Source organism: Limnohabitans sp. (assembly GCF_046052825.1).
GTDB lineage: Bacteria > Pseudomonadota > Gammaproteobacteria > Burkholderiales > Burkholderiaceae_C > Limnohabitans.
Window position 1 is genome coordinate 21,080 of the sequence record NZ_JAVLFP010000087.1, and the last position, 22,846, is coordinate 43,925.

Here is a 22,846-nt window from a genome sequence, read left to right on the forward strand (position 1 = left end):
CAGCACAGCCGTGCTCAAGGCTAGGATAATGACAAACCGAGTACCCACCATGACAAACGCTTCATCCACCATCCTCCATCAAACCGTTCCCACCCCCTTGGGTGACGTGGGTTTGGCAGCCAACCACGATGGCTTGGTGGGGGTGTGGTTTGTCGGACAGGCCCACGCCCCCCAAACCCAGGGCTGGCAAGAAGTGCCTCGGCCTGAGGCCAAGCGCCACCCCGTGTTGGGCCTCGCGCATGCGCAATTGAACGAATACTTGGCAGGCCAGCGGCAGAGCTTTGAGTTGCCACTGGCCTTGCCCTTTGGCACACCGTTTCAACAGCGGGTGTGGCATACCTTGCAAACCATTGCCTATGGCCAAACCACCCATTACGGGGACATTGCCGAGCGCGTGGGTTCACCCAAAGCCGTGCGTGCCGTGGGTGCTGCCATTGGGCGCAACCCCTTGAGCATGGTCATTCCCTGCCACCGCGTGCTGGGCGCCAACGGCGCACTGACCGGCTATGCCGGGGGCATCTCGCGCAAAAAGTCACTGCTGGCTTTGGAAGCAGCCCACGCGTGAACCCCAGCCCACTGCCTTGGCGCCAATGGTTGCCCGACTTTGTTTTGCTGGCGTTGTTGTGGGGCTCCTCGTTTTTGTTCATGCGCGAAGGCGCCGTCGCCTTTGGGCCGGTGACCACCGCTTGGGTGCGTGTGCTGTTGGCCGCACTGATGCTCACGCCGGTGGTGATCTGGCGCGGTGAAGTGGGGATGCTGCGCCAGCACTGGCGCCACACATGGGTGGTGGGCGTGCTCAGCTCAGGCCTGCCGTTTGTGCTCTACGCCTACGCTTTGCTGCACATTTCCACCGGCATGTCCTCGATCTTGAATGCCACCACCCCTTTGTTTGGGGCCCTGATCGCTTGGTTTTGGCTGGGCGAGCGCTTGAACAGCGCGCGGGCACTCGGGCTGGCCTTGGGCTTTGGTGGCGTCTTGCTGCTCGTCAGCGATGTACCCGGCGGCATGGGCTTTCGATCCGGCGGCACCGGCTTGGCGGTTCTGGCCTGCTTGGGGGCCACGACTTGCTATGGGCTGGCGGGCAGTTTCATCCAGCGTTACCTCAAAGGCGTGTCGCCCATGGTCGTCGCCAGCGGCAGCTTGTGGGGTGCCAGCGTGTTTTTGGCGCTGCCTGCTCTGTGGCTGTGGCCCGAGCAAGCGCCGTCGGCCCATGCGTGGCTGGCTTTAGGAGCGGCAGGCTTGCTGTGCACAGCCTTGGCCTATTGGCTTTACTTCCGCTTGATCAGCCGCACCGGCCCGGCACGTGCGTTGACCGTGACCTACCTGATTCCCGTGTTTGCCAATGTGATTGGCATCGTGTTGCTGGACGAAGTCATCACCCACTGGATGCTGCTGGGCGGCTTGGTGGTGATCATGGGCACCGCGCTGGCCTCGGGCTTGGTTGGGCTGCGGCGAGCGCCAAATCTGTAATGCACATGACAGGGCCCCAGTGGCCCCGAGGCGATGTGGTTTAGCATCCCGCGCAGTTTCAACCATCTCTCAGGAGCACACCGTGCGCATCGCCACCTACCGCCATCTCAACCAACGCCACGTCGGCCAAGTCTCGGCCGACGGCCAACACGTCACGGCGTTTCAAGTCAGCGCAGAGGTGGCCGAGCACGGTGCCTTGCGTCTGATTGAAAGCCTGATGGCTGGCGGCACACTGCCGGCCCTGGCCACCACGTCGGTGCCTGTGAAAGACGTGCACCTCGAAGCGCCTCTGCCGCTGCCACGTCGCAACATTTGGTGCGTGGGCCGCAACTACCACGAGCACGCCAAAGAACTGTCTGCCTCTGTCTTCAAAGACAGCAACACCAACACCCAGGCTTGGCCCATCGTGTTCACCAAAGTGCCCGAGTGCGTGGTAGGCCCCACCGACCCGGTGCAGTTGCCAGGCAGTGCCGTGTCTGAGCAGATCGACTACGAAGCCGAACTCGCGGTGGTGATTGGCAAAGGTGGCAAAAACATCAGCGCCGCTGATGCCATGCAGCATGTGTATGGCTACACCATCGTCAACGACGTGACTGCGCGCGACGTGCAAATGCGTCACCAGCAATGGGACATGGGCAAGTCCTTCGACACCTTCTGCCCCATGGGCCCTTGGCTCGTCACTGCCGATGAGTTGGACGGCACCCGCACCCACGTGCGTTGCTTCGTCAACGGCGAGCCGCGCCAAGACGGGCCCACCGAGCAGCTGATTTTTGACATCCCCACGCTGATCGAAACCATCTCGCGCGGCATCACCCTCTACCCCGGCGACATCATTGCCACCGGCACCCCAGCAGGCGTGGGCATGGGCATGAAGCCCCCGCGCTACCTGCAAGCCGGTGACGTGGTGCGGGTCGAGATTGATGGCATTGGCCACATCGAAAACAAGTTCATCTAAACCAAGTTCCGAGGTGACCCGCATGACATCACGCCGCACACACCTGATCAGCGCTTGGGCGCTTTCACTCTTGAGCGTGTGCGGCACGCTGTCCGCCCAAGCCCAAGAGGACTACCCCAGCCGCCCCATCACCATGGTCGTGCCCTTTCCTCCCGGTGGCGTGGCCGATGCGGTGGGACGCCCCGTGGCCGAGGCCATGGGCCGCTACCTCAAGCAGTCGGTGGTGGTGGAAAACAAAGGCGGTGCGGGCGGCGGCATTGGCATGGGCCAAGTGGCCAAGGCCAAGCCCGATGGCTACACCCTGTTGATGGCGCTGTCCTCGCTGGTGGTGCTGCCCGAGGCCGACAAGGTGCTCAAACGCGCCCCCATGTTTCAGCTCGACCAGCTCAAGCCCATTGCCCGTTTCAGCGCCGACCCCACGGTGCTGGTGGTGCGTGCCGAGAGCCCCTGGAAGACCTATGCCGAATTCATGGCCTATGTGAAAGCCCATCCGGCCAAGGTGTCGTTTGGCTCATCAGGCAACTACGGCACCATGCACGTGCCGATGGAGCAACTCAAGGCCGCCACCTCCAGTTACATGCTGCATGTGCCCTACACCGGCGCAGGCCCAGCCGTGATGGCCTTGCTGTCGGGCCAAATCGAAGCCCTGTCCACCGGACCGGCCAGCGTGGCGCAACAAATCAAAGCAGGCAAGCTGCGCGCACTCGCCCACTGGGGCGAAGGCCGTTTGGCCAGCCTGCCCGAGGTGCCCAGCCTCAAGGAGTTGGGGGTGCCGATTGCCTACGCCCAGTGGTCGGGTCTGTTTGTGCCCGCCCACACGCCCCCCGCCGTGGTGGAAAAACTGCGCCAAGCCGCCAAATTTGCAGCCGCTGACACCCGCGCCAACCAAGCCATGCAAGCCTCGGGCAGCAGCTTCATGTTCCAGGACGCGCCAGAGTTTGAGCGCTATGTGCAAACCGACGCCAAAGACATGGCCGCCTTGGTGCAACGCATCGGCAAAGTGGACTGAGTGTTGGATCTGTCACACGTCGACCTCACTTGGCTGTTGCCTCCTGAGTTTGCCCATGCCAGCGTTTGGCTGTGGCTGGGCTTGGGCCTGGTGTTCATGCTGGGCGGCACGGTCAAAGGGGTGCTCGGCGTGGGCCTGCCCTTGGTGGTGGTGCCCTTGCTGTCCTTGATGCTGCCCACACCCACCGCCATTGCGCTGGTGGCAGCGCCGGTGCTGGTGTCCAACCTGTGGCAGACCTATGACAGCCGGGCTTCGCGCCACAACCTGCAACGCTTTTGGCCTTTGATCGTGAGCCTGCTCTTGAGCACCCTGATCACCGTGCCCCTGACCTTGCAGCTGCCCGCGGTGGTGCTCAACAGCATGATGGCTTTGGCGCTGGTCACCGCCATCAGCTTGATGGCCTTCAACCCCAAGCTGCACATTGCCCATCGCTGGGAGCGCTGGGCGGGGGCGTGTGTGGGCACCTTGTCGGGTGCCATGGGCGGCGTGTCGTCTCTCACCGGCCCGATCATCATCACGTTCTTGATGGCCTTGCAGCTCAAACGCGAAGAATTCATTGGCACCATCAGCGTGATTTACCTGTTTGGCGCGGCCCCGCTGTACGCCGCCCTGTGGTGGTATGGCCGCTTGGAGTTGTCGCACATCGTGGTCTCGGTGGTCGCCATGGCACCGATGGCGCTGGGCTTGTCGCTGGGCAAACGGGTGCGCACGCGGGTGAGCGAGGTGTTGTTTCGCCGCATTTTGCTGGTGTTCTTGCTGTGCATTGCGGTGGCGCTTCTCAGCAAGTGAGACACGCCCCCCACGCTTGACGCCCGCGCGACTGGAAGCCACGGCACAGACCACTAGAGTCTGCCCCTACAAAAAGACTTGGATAGGAGACACACATGGTTCGCTGTTTCATGACCCGCTGCTTGTTGGCCCTCAGCTTGGGCTCAAGCCTGTGGATGGCGCTGCCCGCACAGGCACAAAGCACCGCCTACCCGGCACGCCCTGTCAAATTCATCGTGCCCATCACCCCCGGCGGCAGCAACGACGTGGTGGCGCGCGTCATCGCGCAAAAGCTGACCGAGCAATGGGGCCAGGCCGTGACGGTGGACAACCGCCCCGGCGCGGGCATGAACTTGGGCGCCGACTTGGTGGCCAAGAGCGCCCCTGATGGCTACACCTGGTTGCTGGGGGCCAACAACATTTTTGTCACCAACCCGCATGTGGGCAAAACGCCGTTCGATGTGTTCAAAGACTTCACCCCCATCAGCCAAGTGGCCTTGGTGCCATTTGTGCTGGTGGTGCACCCTTCAGTGCCGGCCAAAAACGTGGCCGAGTTGGTGGCCTATGCCAAAGCCAACCCCGACAAGCTGAACTATGGCTCGTCTGGCAATGGCTCGCCCCAGCAACTGGCGTCTGAAATGCTCAACCACGCGGCGGGCATTCAAATGCAGCACGTGCCCTACAAGGGCGCAGTGCCTGCCATCACCGACTTGCTGGGCGGCCGCATCCAAGTCTTCATCGGTGCCATCAACTCGCTGCTGCCCCACATCAAGGAAGGCAAGCTGCGCTTGATTGCAGGTGCAGGGGGCAAGCGTTTTGCAGCCTTCCCCGACGTGCCCGCGATGGCCGAGACCGTGCCCGGCGTGGCCCTGGATGTGTGGCTGGGCGTCTTCATGCCCGCGGGCGTGCCCAAGGAGATGGTGACCAAAGTCAACGCCGACATTGCGCGCGTGTTGCAACTGCCCGACGTCAAAGCCAACCTCAATGGCCAAGGCATTGAGGCTGCCCCCAGCAGCCCTGAAGCCCTGGCCGCCACCATCAAAGACGACTACGCCCGCTGGGGCAAAGTGATCCGAGAAGCCAACATCAAAGCAGACTGACCATGATCAAACGCGAAGAACCCACCCCCAACCTCGAACCCGCCACCTACTGGGGCAGCGACTCGATCGCCGAATGCCTGCGCGCCATGGGCGTGCCCTACCTGGCCCTGAACCCCGGTGCCAGCTACCGGGGCTTGCACGACAGCTTGGTCAACCACCTGGGCAACAGCGCACCGCAAATGCTGCTGTGCCTGCACGAAGAAGTGGCCATTGCCATTGCCCAAGGTTTTGCCAAGGCGTCGGGCCGCATGATGGGCGCGGTGGTGCACTCCAACGTCGGGCTGATGCATGCCACCATGGCGGTGTTCAACGCCTGGTGCGACCGCATGCCGGTGCTCATGCTGGGTGCCACCGGGCCGTGGGACGCGGCAAGGCGTCGCCCCTGGATCGACTGGATCCACACCGTGAGCGACCAAGGCGCGCTGGTGCGCGACTACACCAAGTGGGACAACCAGCCCGGCTCGGTGCCTGCAGCCATTGAGGCCTTGCTGCGCGGCGGGCAAATTGCCCAAACCGCACCGCGTGGCCCGGTCTACATCAACCTCGATGCAGCCTTGCAAGAAAGCAAAACCGAAGGCCTGGTGCCCACGCCCGACCCCACGCGCTATGCCGCCCCTGTGGCCCCACCGCCATCTCCCACCGATGTGCAACGCGCAGCGCAGCTGCTGTCCAACGCCAAAAAGCCCGTCATCTTGATGGGCCGCATGTCGCGTGATGTGGCCGACTGGCAGCCCCGCGTGGCACTGGCCGAAGCGCTGCAAGCCCCCGTCATCACCGACCTCAAAAACGCAGCCTCATTCCCCACCGACCACCCCCAGCACGTGGGCTCGCCCGCTTACTTCATGAGCCCTGAGGCCTGCGCCGCTGTGCGCGAGGCCGATGTGGTGCTGATGCTCGACTGGGTCGACCCAGGGGGTGCGTTCAAGCAAGCCCTGCAAGGCGGCACCTGCACGGCACAAGTCATCCATGTGTCGCTGGACATGCACATCCACCGGGGCTGGAGCATGGACGGTGGCAGCTTGCCCCCGGCCGATGTGTACATGCTGTGCGAGCCAGACGCTGCCGTGGCCGCCTTGAACGAGGCGGTCACAGCTCGCCCAGCGGGCAGCTGGCCCGCCAAAGCCGCACGGCCCGCCCTGCCCGATGACGATGTGGTGAGCCTGCGCGCTGTGGCCGATGTGCTGCACGACTGCGCCCAAGACCTGCACCTGTGTTTGGCGCGCCTGCCCTTGGGCTGGAACGGGGCCTACCGCCACTTCCGCCACCCGATGGACTACCTCGGGGCCGACGGCGGCGGCGGCATTGGCGCGGGCCCTGGCAACGCGGTGGGCGTGGCCTTGGCCTTGCGCGACGCGAACTCAGACCGCATCCCGGTGGCCCTGATTGGCGACGGCGACTTTTTGATGGGCAACACCGCCGTGTGGACCGCGGTGCGCTATGGCATTCCGCTGCTGCTGATCGTGTGCAACAACCACTCGTTCTTCAATGACGAGTTGCACCAAGAGCGCGTGGCCAAAGAACGTCACCGCCCGACCGAGAACAAATGGATTGGCCAGCGCATGAGCGAGCCCGAGATTGACATTGCCCAAATGGCCCGCGCCATGGGGGCCGAAGGCATTGGCCCCGTGCGCCGTGCCCAAGACCTGCACGCGGCCATTGCCCAAGGTTTGCAGGCCGTGCAAGCGGGCAAGGTGTGCGTCATCGACGCCTGCGTGGCCCCGGGCTACGACGCCAACATGAGCGGCAACGCCGCCACCACCAGCTCTGCGGTTCACAAACGCTGAAGCTCTTGCCCCAGTCACCTTGAGTCACTCCTCCCACACCGCCCAAGTTTGAACCCACCATGTCTGACACCTCCAACTACCGCCAACTCCTGCCCACCCACCGCGACTTGTATTACGGCGGCGCGTGGCACAAGCCCTTGGGTGGCTACCTCGACACCCACAACCCCGCCACCGGCGAATCGCTCGGCCCCTGTGCCGAAGCCAACGCCGAGGACGTGGACGCTGCAGTGCGTGCCGCGCATGCTGGCTTTGCGGTGTGGCGCAAGTTCAAGCCGCTGGAGCGTGCCGCCTTGCTCAAGAAAGTAGCGGCTGTGCTGCGCGAGAACGCGTTTGAGCTGGCCATGATCGACGCGGCCAACTGCGGCAACCCGATCAGCGAAATGCAGCGCGACGCCCTGATCGCCGCCGCGCAAATTGACTTTTATGCCGGCCTGGCCACCGAGATCAAAGGCGAGACCCTGCCCATGGGCGACGGCGTGCTGAACTATTCGGTGCGCGAGCCCTATGGCGTGTGCGCCCGCATCGTGGCCTACAACCACCCCATCATGTTCACCGCCGCCAAGATGGCACCGCCCTTGATTGCGGGCAACACCGTGATCATGAAGCCGCCCTACCAGGCACCGCTGTCGGCCTACCGCATGATGGAGTTGATCGACGGCATCTTGCCGCCCGGTGTGCTCAACATCATCAGCTCTGGCGCCCCTGGTGGGCAGGCCTTGGTGAACCACCCGCTGGTGCCTCGCTTGTCGCTCATTGGCAGCGTGCCCACTGGACGCGCCATTGCCAAAGCCGCAGCCGACCAACTCAAACACGTCACGCTGGAGTTGGGCGGCAAGAACGCTTGCATCATCTACCCGGATGCCGACATGGACAAAGCCATCGCCGGTGCCGTGGGCGGCATGAACTTCACCTGGTGCGGCCAGAGCTGCGGCTCCACCTCGCGCTTGTTTGTCCATGCCTCGGTGTATGACCAAGTGGTGGCGGGCTTGCTCAAAGCGATCACCCACTACAAACCCGGCATTCCCACCGACATGGCCACCACCATGGGCTCGATCATCTCCAAGGCCCAGTGGGAAAAAATCATGGGCTACATCGAGATCGCCAAAGCCGGTGGCGCGCACCTGGCCTATGGCGGCAAGGTGCCCACAGATGCGGCGCTGGCCAACGGTTGGTTTGTGGAGCCCACAGTGTTCACGGGCGTCACGCAAGACATGCGCATTGCCAACGAAGAAGTGTTTGGGCCGATTTTGTCGGTGCTCAAGTGGGACGACGAAGACACGCTGTTCGACCAAGTCAACGCGGTGGAATATGGCTTGACCGCCTCCATCTGGAGCAGCAACCTGTCCAACGCCCACCGCGCAGCGGGACGTGTGCAAGCAGGCTATGTGTGGGTCAACCACACCAGCAGCCACTTCATTGGCGCGTCATTCGGCGGCTACAAGCAGTCGGGCATTGGCCGCGAAGAAGGCTTTGATGAACTGCTCACTTACACCCAGCACAAGAACGTGCATGTGGTGTTGTGAGGCATGGCGAGATCCCAGCAGCTCCCCACTGGGCTTCAAAAAACACGGCAAGCTCCTAACCCATTGGAATAAATTGAGACTTGACGCACAGGCTATGTGCGCACATAATATTTTCCATTTGATGGAGTGAATCCATGAACATCACGCTTTCAGTGGACGAACAAGTCGCACAACGCGCGCGCCAGGCTGCGCAACGCATGGGCAAGAGCCTCAATCAATTGGTGCGTGATTACCTCGAGCAACTTGCTGGAGAGTCGCGCCGCGGCCAGCAATGGTCACAGTTCGAAGAACGTTGTTTGAACTCCACCGCTCGGCTGGATGGCTGGCAGTTCAACCGCGACGAAGCCAACGAGCGCTGACATGGCCGTGCGCAGTTTCATCGATACAAACGTACTGGTTTATGCGCAAGCCAGCGATGTCCCTGACAAACAGCGCGCAGCACTCGACCTGTTGAAAGAACTGTACGAGCAAGGCCTTGGTGTCCTGTCCACACAAGTGCTGCAGGAATTTTGCAACGTGGCTCTCAAGAAACTCAAACTCTCTGAGCGTGACCTTCGGTCGCAGTTGGATCTCTACGAACAGTTTGAGGTGGTCCAAGTGACCCCCACGATCATTCGCGCGGCTCTGGATGTGCGCCAAACGCGCAGCGTTTCATTCTTTGATGCCATGGTGCTCGCAAGCGCCCATACCGCGGGCTGCAGCGTCCTCTGGACTGAAGACATGAACGCAGGCGAAGAGGTCAACGGCGTTCGCATTTCCAATCCTTTTACGGGCGTTGAACTTGTCGCTCAAAAACCTACGAAGTCTTGATTTTTGACTTTAAGTCCAACTGGCTTGAATCAAAATACTTTCAGCACTAGGTTGAACCACCTTCTTGATGCCATGGTTGAGCGTTGAAAGCGCTGGTGTGGCTAGCAGCATGGATCACTCTTTTCAGAGAGTTGAGGGACAACGCAGCCATTTCAGAAAATCACTGGGGCACCGATGAAGGAACTTTGGCGATGTCTTCAGCTCCTTCATCCCAGCAGCCCTCCCGGCACTCCCCTTCCTATTGAGAACACCTCGCCCCTCTGATGTCTTTAAGATATCCAACCTCCAAGGAGCCAGAGATGAGAGCTGCGGCGGCCCAGATCGCCTTCCGTTATCGCCCGCAAGACAGCGCCACTGGCGTGACCCGCACAACGACCAAACGTCTGGCTGATGTATTGGGTGTTGACGAAACGCAAGTGATTCACCTGGCGCTGCATGAGTTGGCCACCAAGTTCCTGCCTCAATACGAGGCAGATGAGGGGGCTTTGACCAAAGCCCAACTCAATCAGGTTAAAAAATCAGCCCCTAAGGCCAAAGGCGGCACTGTCCGCAGCAGTCTTTTTGAATTGGCAAACCCCTGATGCGCTGGTGGCCGCAACCCACGGCCGGCGAAATCGTCTGGTGCCACTTCCCCGACAACATTCACCCCAAACCCAAACCACGCCCTGGTCTCATTGTTTCAACCAAGGAAGACGAAGAAGGTATGACCTTCGCGAGCGTGGCATTCGGGAACAGCCAAAAGACGGATCGCCTCTGCAGTGGGGAATTCAGGATCTCAAAAAGCGAGCACCCTGCAGCCTATGCCAGCGCCGGGTTGAGCTACGACACCAAGTTCGACCTGAAAAACGTGCTTGAGCTACCGTTCAACGACGTCTACTTCTCAGTTCCACCTCACGCGGCACACGGCCAAATCCCAAAGCTCGGAACTCTGCATCCGAGCATGGTTCGGATTGCCGCCACCGCTTTTGTCTGAGTTAAACACACGCACATGGCGGTGTGGTGAGATTTACGGTTTGGCCCGCAATGGCCGCAACAACTCACCCAAGCCGTTGTGGTCAATCTCTTGCATCAGCGCCAACAGACGACCGATCTCGCCTTTGGGAAAGCCTTCACGCGCAAACCAATGGAGGTAGTTGCCGGGCAGGTCGGCTAAGAGGCGGCCTTGGTATTTGCCAAACGGCATGGTCAGTGTGACCAACTTGTGCAGATCTTCGGGGTTCACAGACTTGGCTCATCAAAAAAGCCCTCCACGTGGAGGGCTTTGATTTTGGCATCACGTACACGCTTACTTCAAGCCAGCCGCCCCGGCCATGGCCGTGTGTCCATCTTGGTCGCCGCTGCCACCCGACACACCCACAGCGCCGACGAGCTTGCCGTCTTGGATGATGGGAATGCCGCCGTCAATCGGGATAGAGCCCGTCAAGCGCAGCAAGCGCAGGCCCTCGCCACCACCCGCCACCGCGTCTTGGAACAACTTGGTCGGGCGACGGAACAAGGCCGAGGTGCGGGCCTTCTCAATCGCCAAGTCCACGCTGCCCGTTTGGGTGTCTTGCATGCGTTCAAAGTAAATCAAATGGCCACCAGTGTCGACGATGGCCACGGCCATCTTCCATTTGTTCTTTTGCGCTTCCGCAATGGCGGCAGCCGCAGCTTTTTTGGCTGCCTCGGTGCTGATGGGCGCGCCATACGGAATTTGAGGTGGCGCTGCAAAGCTCGCCTGTGCCAGCGCGGTGCCGGTGGTCAAACCAAGGCACAGCCCCAAGCTGGCCGAGGCCACGATACAACGCAATTTTTTGAATGTCATGACTGCCTCCTGAAAAAATAAAAAACAAATTCGAGGCCGCGCGTCACCAACGGGGCTTGCGCTTGTCGATGAAAGCTTGAACACCCTCTTGTGTCAATGCATCCATCATGTTGTGAGCCATGGCTTGCTCGGCGTTTTGATACGCCACCGCCATAGGCTGCTCCAGCTGTTGGTAAAACAGCTGCTTGCCAATCGCAATGGCATGGCGCGGTTTGGCCAAGATGCTCTGCACATAGTGCGCCACCTTGGACGCCAACTCGTCAGACGCCACCACTGCGTTGAGCAGACCCTGGTCCAGGGCCTGATGGGCTGAGATGAAGTCCCCCGTGACCAACATCTCAAACGCCGCTTTGCGCCCCAGGTTGCGCGAGAGTGCCACGCTGGGGGTGGAACAAAACAGCCCCAAATTCACGCCACTGACCGCAAACTTCGATGTGGAGGACGCGAGCGCCAAATCACACATGGCCACCAGCTGGCAGCCTGCGGCCGTGGCCATGCCATCCACCACGGCGATCACCGGCACGGGCAGCTGCTGCACGCGCAGCATCATGCGCGTGCACTGGGCAAACAAGGCTTGGTAATGGGCCAGGCTGGGCGTGGCACGCATCTCGCGCAAGTCGTGGCCCGCACTGAAGGCTTTGCCTTGATGGCCCAACACCAGCACACGCGCTTGGGGGTCTTCGGCCACCCGGTCGAGCGCCTGTTGCATCGCGTGCATCACACGGCTGGACAAGACATTGAAGGCATCGGGACGGCTGAGGCAAATGTCATGCACCCCGCGCTCGTCCCAGGTGTGATGCACGCCCTCCAGGCTCTGTTCTTGCATCGGGTCAAACTTTCGGGGTGGGTGCTTGGTTGACACGTTCACGCAACTGGAATTTTTGAATTTTTCCAGTGGACGTTTTGGGTATCGCCTCAAACCGCACGTCTTTGGGCGTTTTGTAACTGGCCAACAAGGACTTACAGTGTGCGATCAGTTCTTGCGCGCTGGTGGTGCTGCCCGGTTTGAGCTCCACATAGGCCACCGGAGTCTCGCCCCATCTGTCGTCTTGTTTGGCCACCACGGCACAGGCCACCACCTGGGGATGGCGGTAGAGCGCGTCCTCGACCTCCAAAGAGCTGATGTTCTCGCCCCCCGAGATGATGATGTCTTTGCTGCGGTCTTTGATTTTGACGTAGCGATCGGCCTCCAAAACGGCCAGGTCGCCGGTGTGAAACCACCCCCCTTGAAAGGCCTCTGCCGTGGCTTTGGGGTTTTTCAAGTAACCCTTCATCACCACATTGCCCCGGAACATGATTTCGCCCATGGTCTCGCCATCGCTGGCCACTTCTTCCAAGGTCTTGGGGTGCTTGACGGTCATGCCCTCTTGCATCGGGTAACGCACGCCTTGACGGCCATTGAGGCGGGTCTGTTCAGACAAACTCTCGTGTTGCCACGACGACCTTTTGACCGAAACCGACGCGGGGCCGTAGACCTCGGTCAAACCGTACACATGCGTGATGTCAAAGCCCAACTTGGCCATGCCTTCGATCATCGAGGCTGGTGGTGCGGCCCCTGCCACCATGCCTTTGACCGTGTGTGGAATGTCGAGGCGCACCTCATCCGGCGCGGCGATCAACAGGTTGTGAACAATGGGTGCTGCGCAGTAGTGATCGACTTGGTGCTCCGCCAAGGCTTTGAAAATGTGTGCTGCATCCACCTGGCGCAAACACACATGCGTCCCACCCAGCATCGCCACCGTCCACGGGAAACACCACCCGTTGCAATGGAACATCGGCAGTGTCCACAAGTAACGGGGGAAGTTGGGCATGGTCCAAGTCACCGCATTGCTGACCGCATTGAGGTAAGCCCCTCGGTGATGGGTGACCACGCCCTTGGGGTCGCCGGTCGTGCCCGAGGTGTAGCTCACCGCGATGGCATCCCATTCATCGCGCGGGCCTTGCAGTTGATCGACGGGCTGGTGCTGCGCCAACCAAGCCTCGTATTCGTGAGCCCCCACCCGCTGGCCAGCCCCGGTGTACTCGCTGTCGCACACATCAATCACCAGCAGCTCGCGCTGAAACTCATCTTTGAGAATTTGCAAAGCTTTTGCCACCGTGGTGGAAAACTCAAGATCGGTGATCAAGACCGTGGCTTCACAGTGGTTCATCTGCCACGCCAGCAAGTGGGCATCGAGGCGGGTGTTCAAGGTGTTGAGCACCGCATTGAGTGCGGGCACGGCATAGTGCGCCTCCACCATCTCGGGGGTGTTGGAGAGCATCACGCTGACGGTGCTGCCGCGTTGTATGCCCGCGCCAGCCAATGCAGCCGCCAAGCGTGCAGAGCGCTCGCGCACCTGGGCCCAGGTGTAGCGCCGCTCACCGTGGATCACGGCGGTCAAATCCGGAAAAACTTCGGCACTGCGCTCCACAAAACTGACCGGAGACAGCGCCACAAAGTTGGCCAGGGTTTTGTCTAAATGTTGATCAAAGATCGCCGACATGGATGTTTCTCCTCGTCACCACTCAATTGGCCTTGGCCCCGGTGATGCGGATCACCTCAGACAGCCTCAAGGTGTCGCGACGCATGCGGGCCTCAAACTGAGCTGCACTGCCACCCAAGACCGTACCACCCGCCGCTTTGACGATCTCGATGTAGCTGGGGTCACTGAGCACTTTGCCGATCTCCAGGTTCAAGCGCGCCACCACATCGGGCGGCGTTTTGCTGGGCACCATGATGCCAAACCAACCGGTCAACTCATAGTCGGGCATGTTCAGCGCCTCGGCCACCGTGGGCACATCCGGCAACATGGGGCTGCGCTTTGAACTGGTCACCGCCAGCGCTTTGAGACGGCCGGCCTTGACGAACTGCAAACCCACAGGCAAGTTGATGAATCCCACTTGCAAGATCCCACCCAAATGGTCATTCGTCGCTTGTGCGTTGCCTTGGTACGGCACATGGGTGAACTTGGCCCCGCTTTTGACACTCAAGAGCTCGGCCGACAAATGCCCTGAGCTCCCAGCACCTGGCGTGCCGTAGTTGAAACGATCCGGCTCTTTCTTGGCCAAGTCCACCAACTCACGCAGGGTGCTGATGGGCAGCGAGGCTGGCACGGTGATCACATTGGGCACCTCGGCCACTTCGATCACCGGCGTCAAGTCGCGCATGGTGTCGTAGGGCAACTTGGCGTACAAGGCCTGGTTGGTGACCAAGGGCAAACCGTTGATGAGCAGGGTGTGGCCATCGGGCGCAGATTTCGCCACAAAGTCGTTGCCAATGTTGGTGCCAGCGCCTGGCTTTTGTTCAACCACCACCGGCTGTCCCAGCGCAGGTGCCAAGCGCAGGGCCATGGCGCGGGCAAACACATCGGAGCTGCCGGTCAAGGCGGGCACCACGATCACCAGTTTTTTACTGGGGAACGTCTCTGCCCTAAGGGTTGGCGTCGTGCCCACCCAGCCCAACAAAACCAAACACACAAAAAAGTGACGTGTCATGCGCATGGGTTCTCCGAGATAAAGCAAAAGGCGATCGCTCAATGCATGCATGCATCAATCGATCAATGAGTGAATGGATCAATGGAGTTCCAGCAGAGTGCCAAAGCCGGCCTTTTTGTCGGTGATGCCCACGGCTCGCAAGGCATGCCAGTAGGTGGCGGTGTTGATGGCAATGACCGGTTTGCCCAGAAACAACTCAGCGGCAGCGGCCATGCGGATCATGGAGAGGTTGGTTCCAACCTGAACAATGGCGTCTACATCGTCCCCGTCGAGTTGGCGAATCGCTTGGCGACACATCTCGTCGGTGGTGTGGGCAATTTGAACGGGGCTGGGACGCTGCAAACACAGATCGCGCACCACGGTGAAACCACAGTCTTGAAAAAAGCGCCTGACCTGCGCATTGGCCACCTCAAAATAAGGCGACATGAAGGCGATGCGCTTGGCTTTGTACACATTCAAGGCCGCCTCGGTGGCAAACGAGCCACAAGAAACGCCCACCTGGGCACGGTCGGTCAACTTGTCCAGATAGGTCGACGCGCCATCACGCCCATTCCAAAAGGTGGCAGCAGACATGCCCATGACCATGTAGTCCATCTCGCAGGTGCGCAACACGTCCACTGCATCGACCGTGGCGGCATTGATGCTTTCCACCAAGCGCAAAAAACTCGCGTCGTCATTGACCGGGTTGTTGGGAATGACGATTCGGCTGTAGTGGTTGGTCACGCCCACGGGCCGCAAATCATCAAAATCAGGTTGCACGATGGTGTTGGTCGATGGCCCCAAGGTGCCCAGTTTTTTTCGGTAGCCCAAATGGTCTGTCATGCGAGTCACCTTTTTTCAAGTTGGTCTATGAAACTGTCGCGCGTCATGACATCGGCATACTTTTGCTGCATGTCAAACAGATTGGCGTCATGCGGTTCGATGGCACGGTCGCCCACGCAATCGCTGATCACCACGGTTTTGAAGTTGTGTTGCATGGCGTCCACCACCGTGGCCCGCACACACCCACTGGTGGTGCATCCCACGATGACGGCCGTGTCCACACCACGCAAATGCAACCAAGCGGCCAGTCCGGTGTCAAAGAACGCCGAAGCAGATTGTTTGCGAATCACCCACTCACCCGCTTGAGGCTTGAGGGGGTCAACGATCTGCGAGGCATGCGCATGCTCCGTGAGTTGTTGCAGCGGTTTGACGCGCAGCGCGAACACATTGTGGTTGGCCCCATCTTCCTCAAAGACCACGCGGGTGTGCACCACCGGCCACTGGCGCTGACGAAACCAGGTCAACAGCACTTGGGTGTGGTCTGCAGCCTGCTCAATGTGGGGGCCGCCCAACTGGTCCACGTCGACAAAGCCATTCACAAAGTCCACCAACACCAGGGCGCAACGCTGGCCAATGCCCGAACTTCCACCCAAACCTTGGTGTTGGTAAATTTGGTGCTTGTCCATGCTGTGCTCAGTCTTTTTGCGCGTGCGCTTGGTCAAACTCAGACACCCAGTCAAAGCCCATCAACTTTGAAAACTTCTGGAATTCGTACAGAGGCACTTGGGTTTTTGTGCTGGACCCATCCGCCTTGAGGCTGTTGTACACCCCCTCAAAAGCGGCGCCAGCGGCCAAAAAGGCGGTGGCTGGAAAGATCGCCAAGCCATACCCCAGCGATTTGAGCTCTTCGTGCGTGAGCACTGGCGTGCGACCGCCCTCCACCATGTTGGCCACCAAGGGCAGGTCAAAGGCGCGCGTGATCTGGGCCATCTCTTCCACCGATTCGGGGCTTTCGATGAACAACAAATCAGCGCCAGCCCGAGCGTACATCTCGGCACGACGCATGGCCTCGTCCAAACCGAGGGTGGTGCGTGCATCGGTGCGCGCGATGATCAAAAAGTTGGGGTCGCTGCGGCTCTCCACGGCGACGCGAATTTTGTCGGCCATTTGTTGGGCCGGGATGACCCGCCGACCCAGCATGTGACCGCACTTTTTGGGGAACTCCTGGTCCTCCAGCTGAATGGCACACGCGCCTGCGGCCTCATAGCCGCGCACCGTGTGCATCACATTGAGCAAGCCACCAAAGCCGGTGTCTGCATCGCAAATCATGGGGGTGGTGGTGATGCTGGCAAACTGCTGCACCCGATTGACCATGTCGGCATAGCTGGCCAAACCCGCATCGGGCAATCCCAAGTAAGAAGCCACGGTGCCATAACCCGTCATGTACAAGGCATCAAAGCCCATGCGATCGGCCATGGTGGCAGACACCATCTCGAACACACCGGGCGCAATGACCAGTTCGCCTTTTTGGATGCGACTGCGCAACAAAGCGCGCCGTTGGGTGGCCGTGGGTCGTGTGTTGTGGATCGGGTTCATGCAATTGCCTCCGCCCGTGTCAGGGCATCGATCATGGATGTTTTTCTGAGGTAAGTGCGCGAGGCCACCGGATCGGCCGCAATCGCGCGCAACTCATCGTGGGTCTTTTGGCGCACGGCTGGGTCGCGCTCTTCAATTTCTTTTTTGTTGCGCGCGGTGCTGGCATTGATGTATTCAATGGCAATGGTGCGACGCTGTCGTTCGTAGCGGTCGAGCACGGACTCGCTCTCACCGCGCTGCAACACCGCCAGCAATTTGTCACACAGGTTCATGGCGTCGTGCACCCCGCCATTCATGCCCATGCCACCGAGTGGATTGTTGATGTGCGACGCGTCACCGGCCAAGAACACACGCTGTTGGCGAAAGTGTTTGGCCACCCGCTGGTGCACCTTGTACAAAGTGCGGTGCACCGTTTCATACGGCGTGGATTGGGGCAACAAGTCTTGCAAGCGTTTTTGCACCGAGACATCGCCCATGACGTCTTCATCGCTCTCGTCGACCTTGGTGGGAAACAGCACACGCCACAGCGTGGGCACGCGCAGCAAGACGCACCATTCGTGCGGGTCAGAACAGTAATTCACATACGACAAATGCGGCAAGTGGTCGGCATACTCAAATTCGGTAGAGACCACCAAAAAACGCTCGGGGTAGGTGAAACCTTCAAACTCAATGCCCAGGCTTTTGCGAACGGCGCTCGAAGCACCATCCGCGCCAATCAAGTAATCCGCCTCCAAGGCATGGGTTTGCCCCTGAGTGCTCAACGTGGCCACCACCTGGCTGTCGGTCTGGGTGATGCCTTCCATGCGTGTGCCAAACAACAGTGTCACATCGGGCATGAGATCGAGTTTTGCTTTGATCAGTTGGGTCAACTTCCACTGTTCGCACTGCACACGAAATGGAAAGTCGGTGTCCCCCTGGAGGGTGTGCATGTCGAACTCGGCAATCAGTCCTTCTTTTCTGTCACGCTGCTGGGTGTAGCGCGCCACCAAACCTTGCGCGATCAGGGCATCCGTCAACCCATAGCGGGACAACATGTCCAAGGTCGGCGGATGAAAGGTAGAGGCGCGCAGGTCCGCGTTCAGCGCATCTGCGGCCTCGACCACCGTGACGCGCAATCCTGCGCTGCCCAGCACCAAGGCTGACACCAAGCCAACGGGGCCGGCGCCAGCGATCAAGATATGCGGAGTTCTCATGTGGGTCTCTGAAAAATTTCAACTGTACACACGTGGTATTTTTGGGACATTCACGTTTCTCCCATCTGCAACCACCTCAACCGGTTGAGGCATCACGCAACAGGAATCACCGGCAGCAACACGCTGGCAGGTTGGTCGGCACCAATGTGCAAGGTCACTTGGCCGCCAAACACCTCGACCGGACGGTCTTCGGGGTCGTCATGCACAAAGGGACCACAGCCTTTCATGGGGTGCTTCATGTTCGACAAACTGGCCGCAGGACCATCCCACTCGTAGTCTTTGCCACGCAAGGTCAACGCCACGCGGTAACCCACGGGCACCACGATGCAGGTGGCCCAAATCTCCACATCCAGCTCGACCACTTGCCCTGGCACCAGCGCTTGTTTTTCGTCGTGGCTGTGGAACGGGCGGTACGGCAGTGAACGCGCGGCATCGAGTTTGCGGTGCGAGGCACGCAACCAACCCAAGCTGATCGGGGTGTGCGGGTCCAAGGCGCCTTGAAACACCACCTCCACCCCTTGCGGGTCAAACACCCGCAACACGGCAAACACATCGGCGTCCACCGTGCTCGACGACAAGAACAGCTTGAGGGCAGAGGGCCCGGTCAGCTCCATGGGCTCAGTCAGTGGTGGCGTTGAAAAAGTCACGCCCTCGCCCATGGCCTCATAGGTCACGCTGCCCGATGCCTGCACAGGCGTGCGCGAGAGGGACATGTCGTGCGGGTTGAGGTAGAAGTGGGTCCACTGGGTGCGTGCCAGCGGCCATTCGGTTTCGTGACGCTCGACAAATTTTTCGCCGGGGTGACGCACCTGCAAACGGATGCGGGGCTCTTGGTCCCAGCCGTTTTGCTCGCCCTTCAAAAAGTAGTTGAAGAACTTCTTTTGCATGTTCACACCGTAGTCGGTGTAGAACGGAGCCCAGTGCGAGCCTCCGTGGGCTTCGAGCCATTTTTGGCTGGAAGCCGCGCCGACAAAACCCTCCAGGTTGCCGCGCAGGTGCAAGCCGTGGCCACCCCAGTTGGCCGCCGACAGCAAGGGCACTTGCACCCGGGCCAAGTTGGCCGAACGTTCGCGGTAGTAAGGGCCGTCCCACTCATGGGCCAACAACTGAGCGGCCATGTTTTCGCGGTTGTTGATCAGCTCTTCTTCGCTCAGTGTTTCAGGGCCGCAGGCCAGCTCGCCCGTGACCGGGTGTTTGCGCCCACGCTCGCCCACGCCGTGCTGCACGGTTTTGACTTGCATGTCTTGCCAGTTCTTGCGAAAGCTGCACAAGATGCCGCCGTGGCGGTTGCCGTCGCGGTAGTTGTCGTGCCAGCCTTCCCACACACAAATGGCGGCCAGGTGCGGTGGCTGCATGGCCGCCGCACGCCATTGGTTGGCGCCGTAATACGAGATGCCGTTGAGCCCCACCTTGCCGCTGGACCAAGGCTGCACAGCGGCCCACTCGATGCAGTCGTGGTAGTCCTGCTGCTCGCGGTCGTTGTTGTGGCACAAGTAACCGGGTGAGCGGCCCGCGCCGCGTGAGTCCACGCGCAAACACACAAAGCCATCGGGCACCCATTTCTCAGGGTCTACCACTTCCCAATTGGCGTATTGGTTGGTGGTGCCAGACACTGCGTCCGGGTTTTCGCGGCACATGATTTCCCACGAGGTTTTGTAGCCCTCTTGAAACGCCACGCCTTTGCCGTAGGGCCCGTAGGTCATGATGACCGGATAACGGCCTTCGGCGATGGGGCGAAACACGTCAGCGCGCAGCACCAAGCCATCGTCCATGACGATGGGCACATCCCAGTCGATGCGCATGCCGTCGCGCACTTCGGTTTTGAAATCCATGTGTCGTTCCTCTCGGGGGGGTTATTCGGGTTTGATGCCAGCAGACTTGGCCACCTTGGCCCACAAGTCCATGTCGCTGCGCACACGGGCGGCAAAGTCGTCGCTGCTTTGACCGCCCACTTCGGCGCCGATGTCAAAGAAACGTTTTTGAATCTCGGGGTCTTTCAAGACCGTGGCGACATCGCGTTGGATCTTGGCCACCACGTCTTTGGGCGTGCCCTTGGGCGCAAACAACCCAAACCATGAGATGGCCTCATAACCCGGGATGTCCGCCGCAATGGTGGGCGCATCAGGAAACAAGGGCGACGGCTTGGACGCCCCCACCCCCAAGATGCGCACACGCCCGGCGCGCACCTGGGATTGCACCGAGCTCACGGCAGCAATCCCCAGGGGCACATGGCCGCCGGCCAAGTCGGTCATCAAGGGGCCTGCGCCCTTGTACGACACGCTTTGCATGTGGATCTTGCCCATCATGTTGAGCAAATGCCCCGACAGCGCAGCGCTGGAGTCCGACACCCCAAACGCCAAGCCACCCACGTTGGCGCGTTCCATGGCCAACACGTCTTTGATCGACTTGATCGAACTGGCCACGGGCGTCACCAAGGCAAACGGCGAGACGGAGACCATGGTCACCGGCATGAAGTCGCTCATCGGGTCATAGGGCAGCTTTTGGTACATGCTGGGGTTGACCACATAGGCGGTGGAGGTCAGCAACAAGGTGTAGCCGTCCCCTGGGGCTTTGGCCACCAAGTCGGTGCCAATGATGGTGTTGGCTCCGGGCTTGGTGTCGATGACGAGGGGCTGACCCCACAAGGTGCTGAGCTTGTCTTGGATGATCCGCGCACTGGCGTCGGTGCTGCCACCTGGGGCGAACGGAATCACCAAGCGCACCGGCTTGGTGGGAAATGTCTGAGACTGAGCCGTGAAAGAAACCAACCCTAAGCTCAACCCTAGGCCCAAAGCAAGGGCTGCTTGCGTGAGATGACGCATCATCTGTGTGCTCCTGTTGTTGTGTGCGCGCATGATGGCGCAAGCCCACCCCACAGACAGTCATGAAGGTTACATGGCGCTGAGGCGCTCTCTCATATATTGTGGAAAAAGGAGACACGATGAAACAGATCATGGCCGCGCTGGCGGCAACCGTGGCCGCGCTCGCCCTCAGCGGATGCGCCAGCCCCCCGACTTCCACCGCCGACAACGGACCCCTCACCATTGCCAAACAAGGCAGTTTCTTTGTGGGTGGACGCAACATCGAATCGGCCCACCTGTCGCTGTTGCCCGCCTACGCCCCATCGGGCACGATCGCGGTGGAGCAGATGTATGTGCGCTTCCAAGAACCGGTGGCCGCCAAGCGCCCCCCCTTGGTGTTGATCCACGGCTGCTGCTTGACTGGCAAGACTTGGGAGTCCACCCCCGACGGGCGCATGGGCTGGGACGAGTTGTTTGTGCGCCGTGGCTACCCCACCTATGTCATCGACCAAGTCTCACGCGGCAGATCGGCCGCCAACCCCTCCGCCATCGTGCAAGTCAAAGCGGGCAAGGCCAGTGCAGACACTTTGCCGCAGGTGTTTGGGGCGTCACAAGAAGGTGCTTGGGCCATCTTTCGTTTTGGTGCCAAGTACCCCGAGGTCTTTCCTGGCATGCAGTTCCCGCTGGAAGCCCAAGGCGAGTTCTTCAAACAAATGGTGCCCGATTGGCTCAACGCCTTGCCCACGCCGAACCCCACTGTGCCTGCGCTGTCGCAGCTGGCCCAACAACTCAAAGGCGCGGTGCTGATGAGCCATTCGCAGTCGGGCATCTTTCCGTTCCAAACCGCAGCGCTCGACACCCGTGGCATCCAAGGCATCGTGGCGGTGGAGCCCGGTGCCTGCCCCGACCCAAAGGCCGATCTGAAGCCTTACTTGGGCATGCCCATCTTGGTGCTGTGGGGCGACTATGTGGAACTGTCTCCGCGCTGGGCACCTCGCTTGAAGCTGTGCCGTGAGTTTGTCGCGGCGGTCAACCAAGCCGGCGGCAAAGCCCAACAAATTGAGCTGGCCAGTGTGGGTTTGCCCGGCGCCTCGCACATGCTGATGCAAGACAAACACAGCTTGCAAATTGGCGCCTGGCTGGCCACTTGGATGGACCAAAACATCCGGCCATGACCCCAGCGTCCATCAACCCAGCGCTTTCATTTCTCCAACTTTGACCACCAACCCGACCAGAGACTGCCCGTGACCGACCCTGTGAACAACACCAAAATCGACATCTACAACCACGTCATGCCCCTGGCCTATGTGGAGCTGGTCAAACAGCATGGCAAAGAGCCCGGCATGATCAAACGCATGAGCAATTTGCGCATGCTCTGGGACATGCCCGCGCGCGTCGAGATGCTCAACGGTTTCCCAGACGTGCAGCAAGTCATTTCGCTGGCCGTGCCCTCACCCGAAATGCTCGGCGGGCCCGATGTGTCGCCCGGCTATGCGCGCGTGGCCAACGAAGGCATGGCCGAGATTTGCCGCCAATGGCCTGACAAGTTTCCAACCTTTGTCGCCTCGCTGCCCATGAACAACCCCGCAGCAGCCCTCGAAGAGATGGACTACGCGATTGAAAAACTCGGCGCCAAGGGCGTGCAAATTTTGTCCAGTGTGAACGGCAAAGCCTTGGACGAGCCCGAGATTTTTCAAATCTTCGAGCGCATCACCAACGTGCACAACATGCCCGTGTGGATGCACCCCACCCTGTCTCTTATACACATCTGACGCTGCCGACGATAAGGCTCGTGTA

At 60.4% G+C, this 22,846-nt stretch carries 25 protein-coding genes; 14 read left to right on the forward strand and 11 right to left on the reverse strand.

Annotated features, from left to right (window positions below; translation table 11 throughout):
* Positions 1-49: 49 nt before the first annotated feature.
* The 12 genes from ACKWJN_RS14115 to ACKWJN_RS14170 all read left to right on the forward strand — a co-directional run bounded on the left by ACKWJN_RS14115 (position 50) and on the right by ACKWJN_RS14170 (position 10,392).
* Entirely contained in the window at positions 50-565 is a 516-nt protein-coding gene (locus ACKWJN_RS14115) for a methylated-DNA--[protein]-cysteine S-methyltransferase (protein ID WP_408597919.1), read from the forward strand.
* Positions 562-1,470, forward strand: coding sequence for a DMT family transporter (locus ACKWJN_RS14120; RefSeq protein ID WP_408597921.1), 909 nt, complete (start codon positions 562-564; stop codon positions 1,468-1,470). Before ACKWJN_RS14115 ends, ACKWJN_RS14120 begins: the two co-directional genes overlap by 4 nt.
* 82 nt (positions 1,471-1,552) lie before the next feature.
* Positions 1,553-2,425, forward strand: a complete 873-nt coding sequence (locus ACKWJN_RS14125; RefSeq protein WP_408597923.1) for a fumarylacetoacetate hydrolase family protein — start codon at positions 1,553-1,555, stop codon at positions 2,423-2,425.
* Positions 2,426-2,447: 22 nt separating this feature from the next.
* Positions 2,448-3,434, forward strand: a complete 987-nt coding sequence (locus ACKWJN_RS14130) for a Bug family tripartite tricarboxylate transporter substrate binding protein (RefSeq protein ID WP_408597925.1) — start codon at positions 2,448-2,450, stop codon at positions 3,432-3,434.
* A gap of 3 nt (positions 3,435-3,437) precedes the next feature.
* Entirely contained in the window at positions 3,438-4,223 is a 786-nt protein-coding gene (locus ACKWJN_RS14135; RefSeq protein ID WP_408597926.1) for a sulfite exporter TauE/SafE family protein, read from the forward strand.
* A 95-nt stretch (positions 4,224-4,318) separates the two neighbouring features.
* Complete coding sequence (locus ACKWJN_RS14140; RefSeq protein ID WP_408597928.1) at positions 4,319-5,302, forward strand: Bug family tripartite tricarboxylate transporter substrate binding protein; 984 nt, start codon at positions 4,319-4,321, stop codon at positions 5,300-5,302.
* A 2-nt stretch (positions 5,303-5,304) separates the two neighbouring features.
* Positions 5,305-7,086, forward strand: coding sequence for a thiamine pyrophosphate-binding protein (locus ACKWJN_RS14145; RefSeq protein WP_408597930.1), 1,782 nt, complete (start codon positions 5,305-5,307; stop codon positions 7,084-7,086).
* A gap of 59 nt (positions 7,087-7,145) precedes the next feature.
* Entirely contained in the window at positions 7,146-8,609 is a 1,464-nt protein-coding gene (locus ACKWJN_RS14150) for an aldehyde dehydrogenase family protein (protein WP_408597931.1), read from the forward strand.
* A 134-nt stretch (positions 8,610-8,743) separates the two neighbouring features.
* A complete protein-coding gene (locus ACKWJN_RS14155; RefSeq protein ID WP_408597933.1) occupies positions 8,744-8,968 on the forward strand; it encodes a DUF6364 family protein in 225 nt (74 codons plus the stop codon).
* Between the two features lies 1 nt (position 8,969).
* Positions 8,970-9,419 carry a PIN domain-containing protein gene (locus ACKWJN_RS14160; RefSeq protein ID WP_408597935.1) on the forward strand — a complete coding sequence of 150 codons (450 nt, stop codon included), beginning with the start codon at positions 8,970-8,972 and terminating at the stop codon, positions 9,417-9,419.
* Positions 9,420-9,718: 299 nt separating this feature from the next.
* Positions 9,719-10,000 (forward strand): hypothetical protein, encoded by a 282-nt coding sequence (locus tag ACKWJN_RS14165; protein ID WP_408597936.1) that lies wholly within the window; start codon positions 9,719-9,721, stop codon positions 9,998-10,000.
* Complete coding sequence (locus tag ACKWJN_RS14170) at positions 10,000-10,392, forward strand: hypothetical protein (RefSeq protein ID WP_408597937.1); 393 nt, start codon at positions 10,000-10,002, stop codon at positions 10,390-10,392. Before ACKWJN_RS14165 ends, ACKWJN_RS14170 begins: the two co-directional genes overlap by 1 nt.
* 33 nt (positions 10,393-10,425) lie before the next feature.
* Here ACKWJN_RS14170 and ACKWJN_RS14175 read toward each other — a convergent pair whose 3' ends face one another.
* The 11 genes from ACKWJN_RS14175 to ACKWJN_RS14225 form a co-directional block, all read right to left on the reverse strand.
* Entirely contained in the window at positions 10,426-10,641 is a 216-nt protein-coding gene (locus tag ACKWJN_RS14175; RefSeq protein ID WP_408597939.1) for a DUF3820 family protein, read from the reverse strand.
* 63 nt (positions 10,642-10,704) lie between these two features.
* The gene (locus ACKWJN_RS14180) at positions 10,705-11,223 is read right to left on the reverse strand and encodes a GlcG/HbpS family heme-binding protein (RefSeq protein ID WP_408597940.1); all 519 of its coding nucleotides are present in this window, start codon (positions 11,221-11,223) and stop codon (positions 10,705-10,707) included.
* Between the two features lie 43 nt (positions 11,224-11,266).
* Entirely contained in the window at positions 11,267-12,049 is a 783-nt protein-coding gene (locus tag ACKWJN_RS14185) for an enoyl-CoA hydratase (RefSeq protein WP_408597942.1), read from the reverse strand.
* A 4-nt stretch (positions 12,050-12,053) separates the two neighbouring features.
* On the reverse strand, positions 12,054-13,706 hold the full coding sequence (locus tag ACKWJN_RS14190; protein WP_408597943.1) for an acyl-CoA synthetase: 1,653 nt from the start codon (positions 13,704-13,706) through the stop codon (positions 12,054-12,056).
* A gap of 22 nt (positions 13,707-13,728) precedes the next feature.
* Positions 13,729-14,697: a Bug family tripartite tricarboxylate transporter substrate binding protein gene (locus tag ACKWJN_RS14195; protein WP_408597944.1), complete on the reverse strand. Its 969-nt coding sequence runs from the start codon at positions 14,695-14,697 to the stop codon at positions 13,729-13,731.
* Between the two features lie 78 nt (positions 14,698-14,775).
* Positions 14,776-15,519: a hypothetical protein gene (locus ACKWJN_RS14200; RefSeq protein ID WP_408597946.1), complete on the reverse strand. Its 744-nt coding sequence runs from the start codon at positions 15,517-15,519 to the stop codon at positions 14,776-14,778.
* Between the two features lie 5 nt (positions 15,520-15,524).
* A complete protein-coding gene (locus ACKWJN_RS14205; protein ID WP_408597947.1) occupies positions 15,525-16,145 on the reverse strand; it encodes an isochorismatase family protein in 621 nt (206 codons plus the stop codon).
* Between the two features lie 7 nt (positions 16,146-16,152).
* Positions 16,153-16,950: an oxaloacetate decarboxylase gene (locus tag ACKWJN_RS14210; protein WP_408597960.1), complete on the reverse strand. Its 798-nt coding sequence runs from the start codon at positions 16,948-16,950 to the stop codon at positions 16,153-16,155.
* Positions 16,951-17,051: 101 nt separating this feature from the next.
* Entirely contained in the window at positions 17,052-18,248 is a 1,197-nt protein-coding gene (locus ACKWJN_RS14215) for an FAD-dependent oxidoreductase (RefSeq protein WP_408597949.1), read from the reverse strand.
* A 92-nt stretch (positions 18,249-18,340) separates the two neighbouring features.
* Positions 18,341-20,080, reverse strand: coding sequence for a CocE/NonD family hydrolase (locus tag ACKWJN_RS14220; protein ID WP_408597951.1), 1,740 nt, complete (start codon positions 20,078-20,080; stop codon positions 18,341-18,343).
* Positions 20,081-20,101: 21 nt separating this feature from the next.
* The gene (locus ACKWJN_RS14225) at positions 20,102-21,073 is read right to left on the reverse strand and encodes a tripartite tricarboxylate transporter substrate binding protein (protein ID WP_408597953.1); all 972 of its coding nucleotides are present in this window, start codon (positions 21,071-21,073) and stop codon (positions 20,102-20,104) included.
* 116 nt (positions 21,074-21,189) lie between these two features.
* On the opposite strand from ACKWJN_RS14225, the gene ACKWJN_RS14230 reads away from it, so the two are divergent.
* Together ACKWJN_RS14230 and ACKWJN_RS14235 are read left to right on the forward strand one after the other, a co-directional pair.
* A complete protein-coding gene (locus tag ACKWJN_RS14230; RefSeq protein ID WP_408597955.1) occupies positions 21,190-22,224 on the forward strand; it encodes an esterase in 1,035 nt (344 codons plus the stop codon).
* A gap of 69 nt (positions 22,225-22,293) precedes the next feature.
* Entirely contained in the window at positions 22,294-22,821 is a 528-nt protein-coding gene (locus ACKWJN_RS14235) for an amidohydrolase family protein (protein WP_408597957.1), read from the forward strand.
* Positions 22,822-22,846 lie beyond the last annotated feature (25 nt).

What these genes read in the sequence shown, in the direction of transcription:
- ACKWJN_RS14115 (WP_408597919.1), top strand. Translation starts at nt 50, where the DNA reads ATGACAAACGCTTCATCCACCATCCTCCATCAAACCGTTCCCACCCCC.
- ACKWJN_RS14130 (WP_408597925.1), top strand. Translation starts at nt 2,448, where the DNA reads ATGACATCACGCCGCACACACCTGATCAGCGCTTGGGCGCTTTCACTC.
- ACKWJN_RS14140 (WP_408597928.1), top strand. Translation starts at nt 4,319, where the DNA reads ATGGTTCGCTGTTTCATGACCCGCTGCTTGTTGGCCCTCAGCTTGGGC.
- ACKWJN_RS14145 (WP_408597930.1), top strand. Translation starts at nt 5,305, where the DNA reads ATGATCAAACGCGAAGAACCCACCCCCAACCTCGAACCCGCCACCTAC.
- ACKWJN_RS14150 (WP_408597931.1), top strand. Translation starts at nt 7,146, where the DNA reads ATGTCTGACACCTCCAACTACCGCCAACTCCTGCCCACCCACCGCGAC.
- ACKWJN_RS14155 (WP_408597933.1), top strand. Translation starts at nt 8,744, where the DNA reads ATGAACATCACGCTTTCAGTGGACGAACAAGTCGCACAACGCGCGCGC.
- ACKWJN_RS14160 (WP_408597935.1), top strand. Translation starts at nt 8,970, where the DNA reads ATGGCCGTGCGCAGTTTCATCGATACAAACGTACTGGTTTATGCGCAA.
- ACKWJN_RS14165 (WP_408597936.1), top strand. Translation starts at nt 9,719, where the DNA reads ATGAGAGCTGCGGCGGCCCAGATCGCCTTCCGTTATCGCCCGCAAGAC.
- ACKWJN_RS14170 (WP_408597937.1), top strand. Translation starts at nt 10,000, where the DNA reads ATGCGCTGGTGGCCGCAACCCACGGCCGGCGAAATCGTCTGGTGCCAC.
- ACKWJN_RS14180 (WP_408597940.1), bottom strand. Translation starts at nt 11,223, where the DNA reads ATGACATTCAAAAAATTGCGTTGTATCGTGGCCTCGGCCAGCTTGGGG.
- ACKWJN_RS14185 (WP_408597942.1), bottom strand. Translation starts at nt 12,049, where the DNA reads ATGCAAGAACAGAGCCTGGAGGGCGTGCATCACACCTGGGACGAGCGC.
- ACKWJN_RS14190 (WP_408597943.1), bottom strand. Translation starts at nt 13,706, where the DNA reads ATGTCGGCGATCTTTGATCAACATTTAGACAAAACCCTGGCCAACTTT.
- ACKWJN_RS14195 (WP_408597944.1), bottom strand. Translation starts at nt 14,697, where the DNA reads ATGACACGTCACTTTTTTGTGTGTTTGGTTTTGTTGGGCTGGGTGGGC.
- ACKWJN_RS14200 (WP_408597946.1), bottom strand. Translation starts at nt 15,519, where the DNA reads ATGACAGACCATTTGGGCTACCGAAAAAAACTGGGCACCTTGGGGCCA.
- ACKWJN_RS14205 (WP_408597947.1), bottom strand. Translation starts at nt 16,145, where the DNA reads ATGGACAAGCACCAAATTTACCAACACCAAGGTTTGGGTGGAAGTTCG.
- ACKWJN_RS14210 (WP_408597960.1), bottom strand. Translation starts at nt 16,950, where the DNA reads ATGGTGTCTGCCACCATGGCCGATCGCATGGGCTTTGATGCCTTGTAC.
- ACKWJN_RS14215 (WP_408597949.1), bottom strand. Translation starts at nt 18,248, where the DNA reads ATGAGAACTCCGCATATCTTGATCGCTGGCGCCGGCCCCGTTGGCTTG.
- ACKWJN_RS14220 (WP_408597951.1), bottom strand. Translation starts at nt 20,080, where the DNA reads ATGGATTTCAAAACCGAAGTGCGCGACGGCATGCGCATCGACTGGGAT.
- ACKWJN_RS14225 (WP_408597953.1), bottom strand. Translation starts at nt 21,073, where the DNA reads ATGATGCGTCATCTCACGCAAGCAGCCCTTGCTTTGGGCCTAGGGTTG.
- ACKWJN_RS14230 (WP_408597955.1), top strand. Translation starts at nt 21,190, where the DNA reads ATGAAACAGATCATGGCCGCGCTGGCGGCAACCGTGGCCGCGCTCGCC.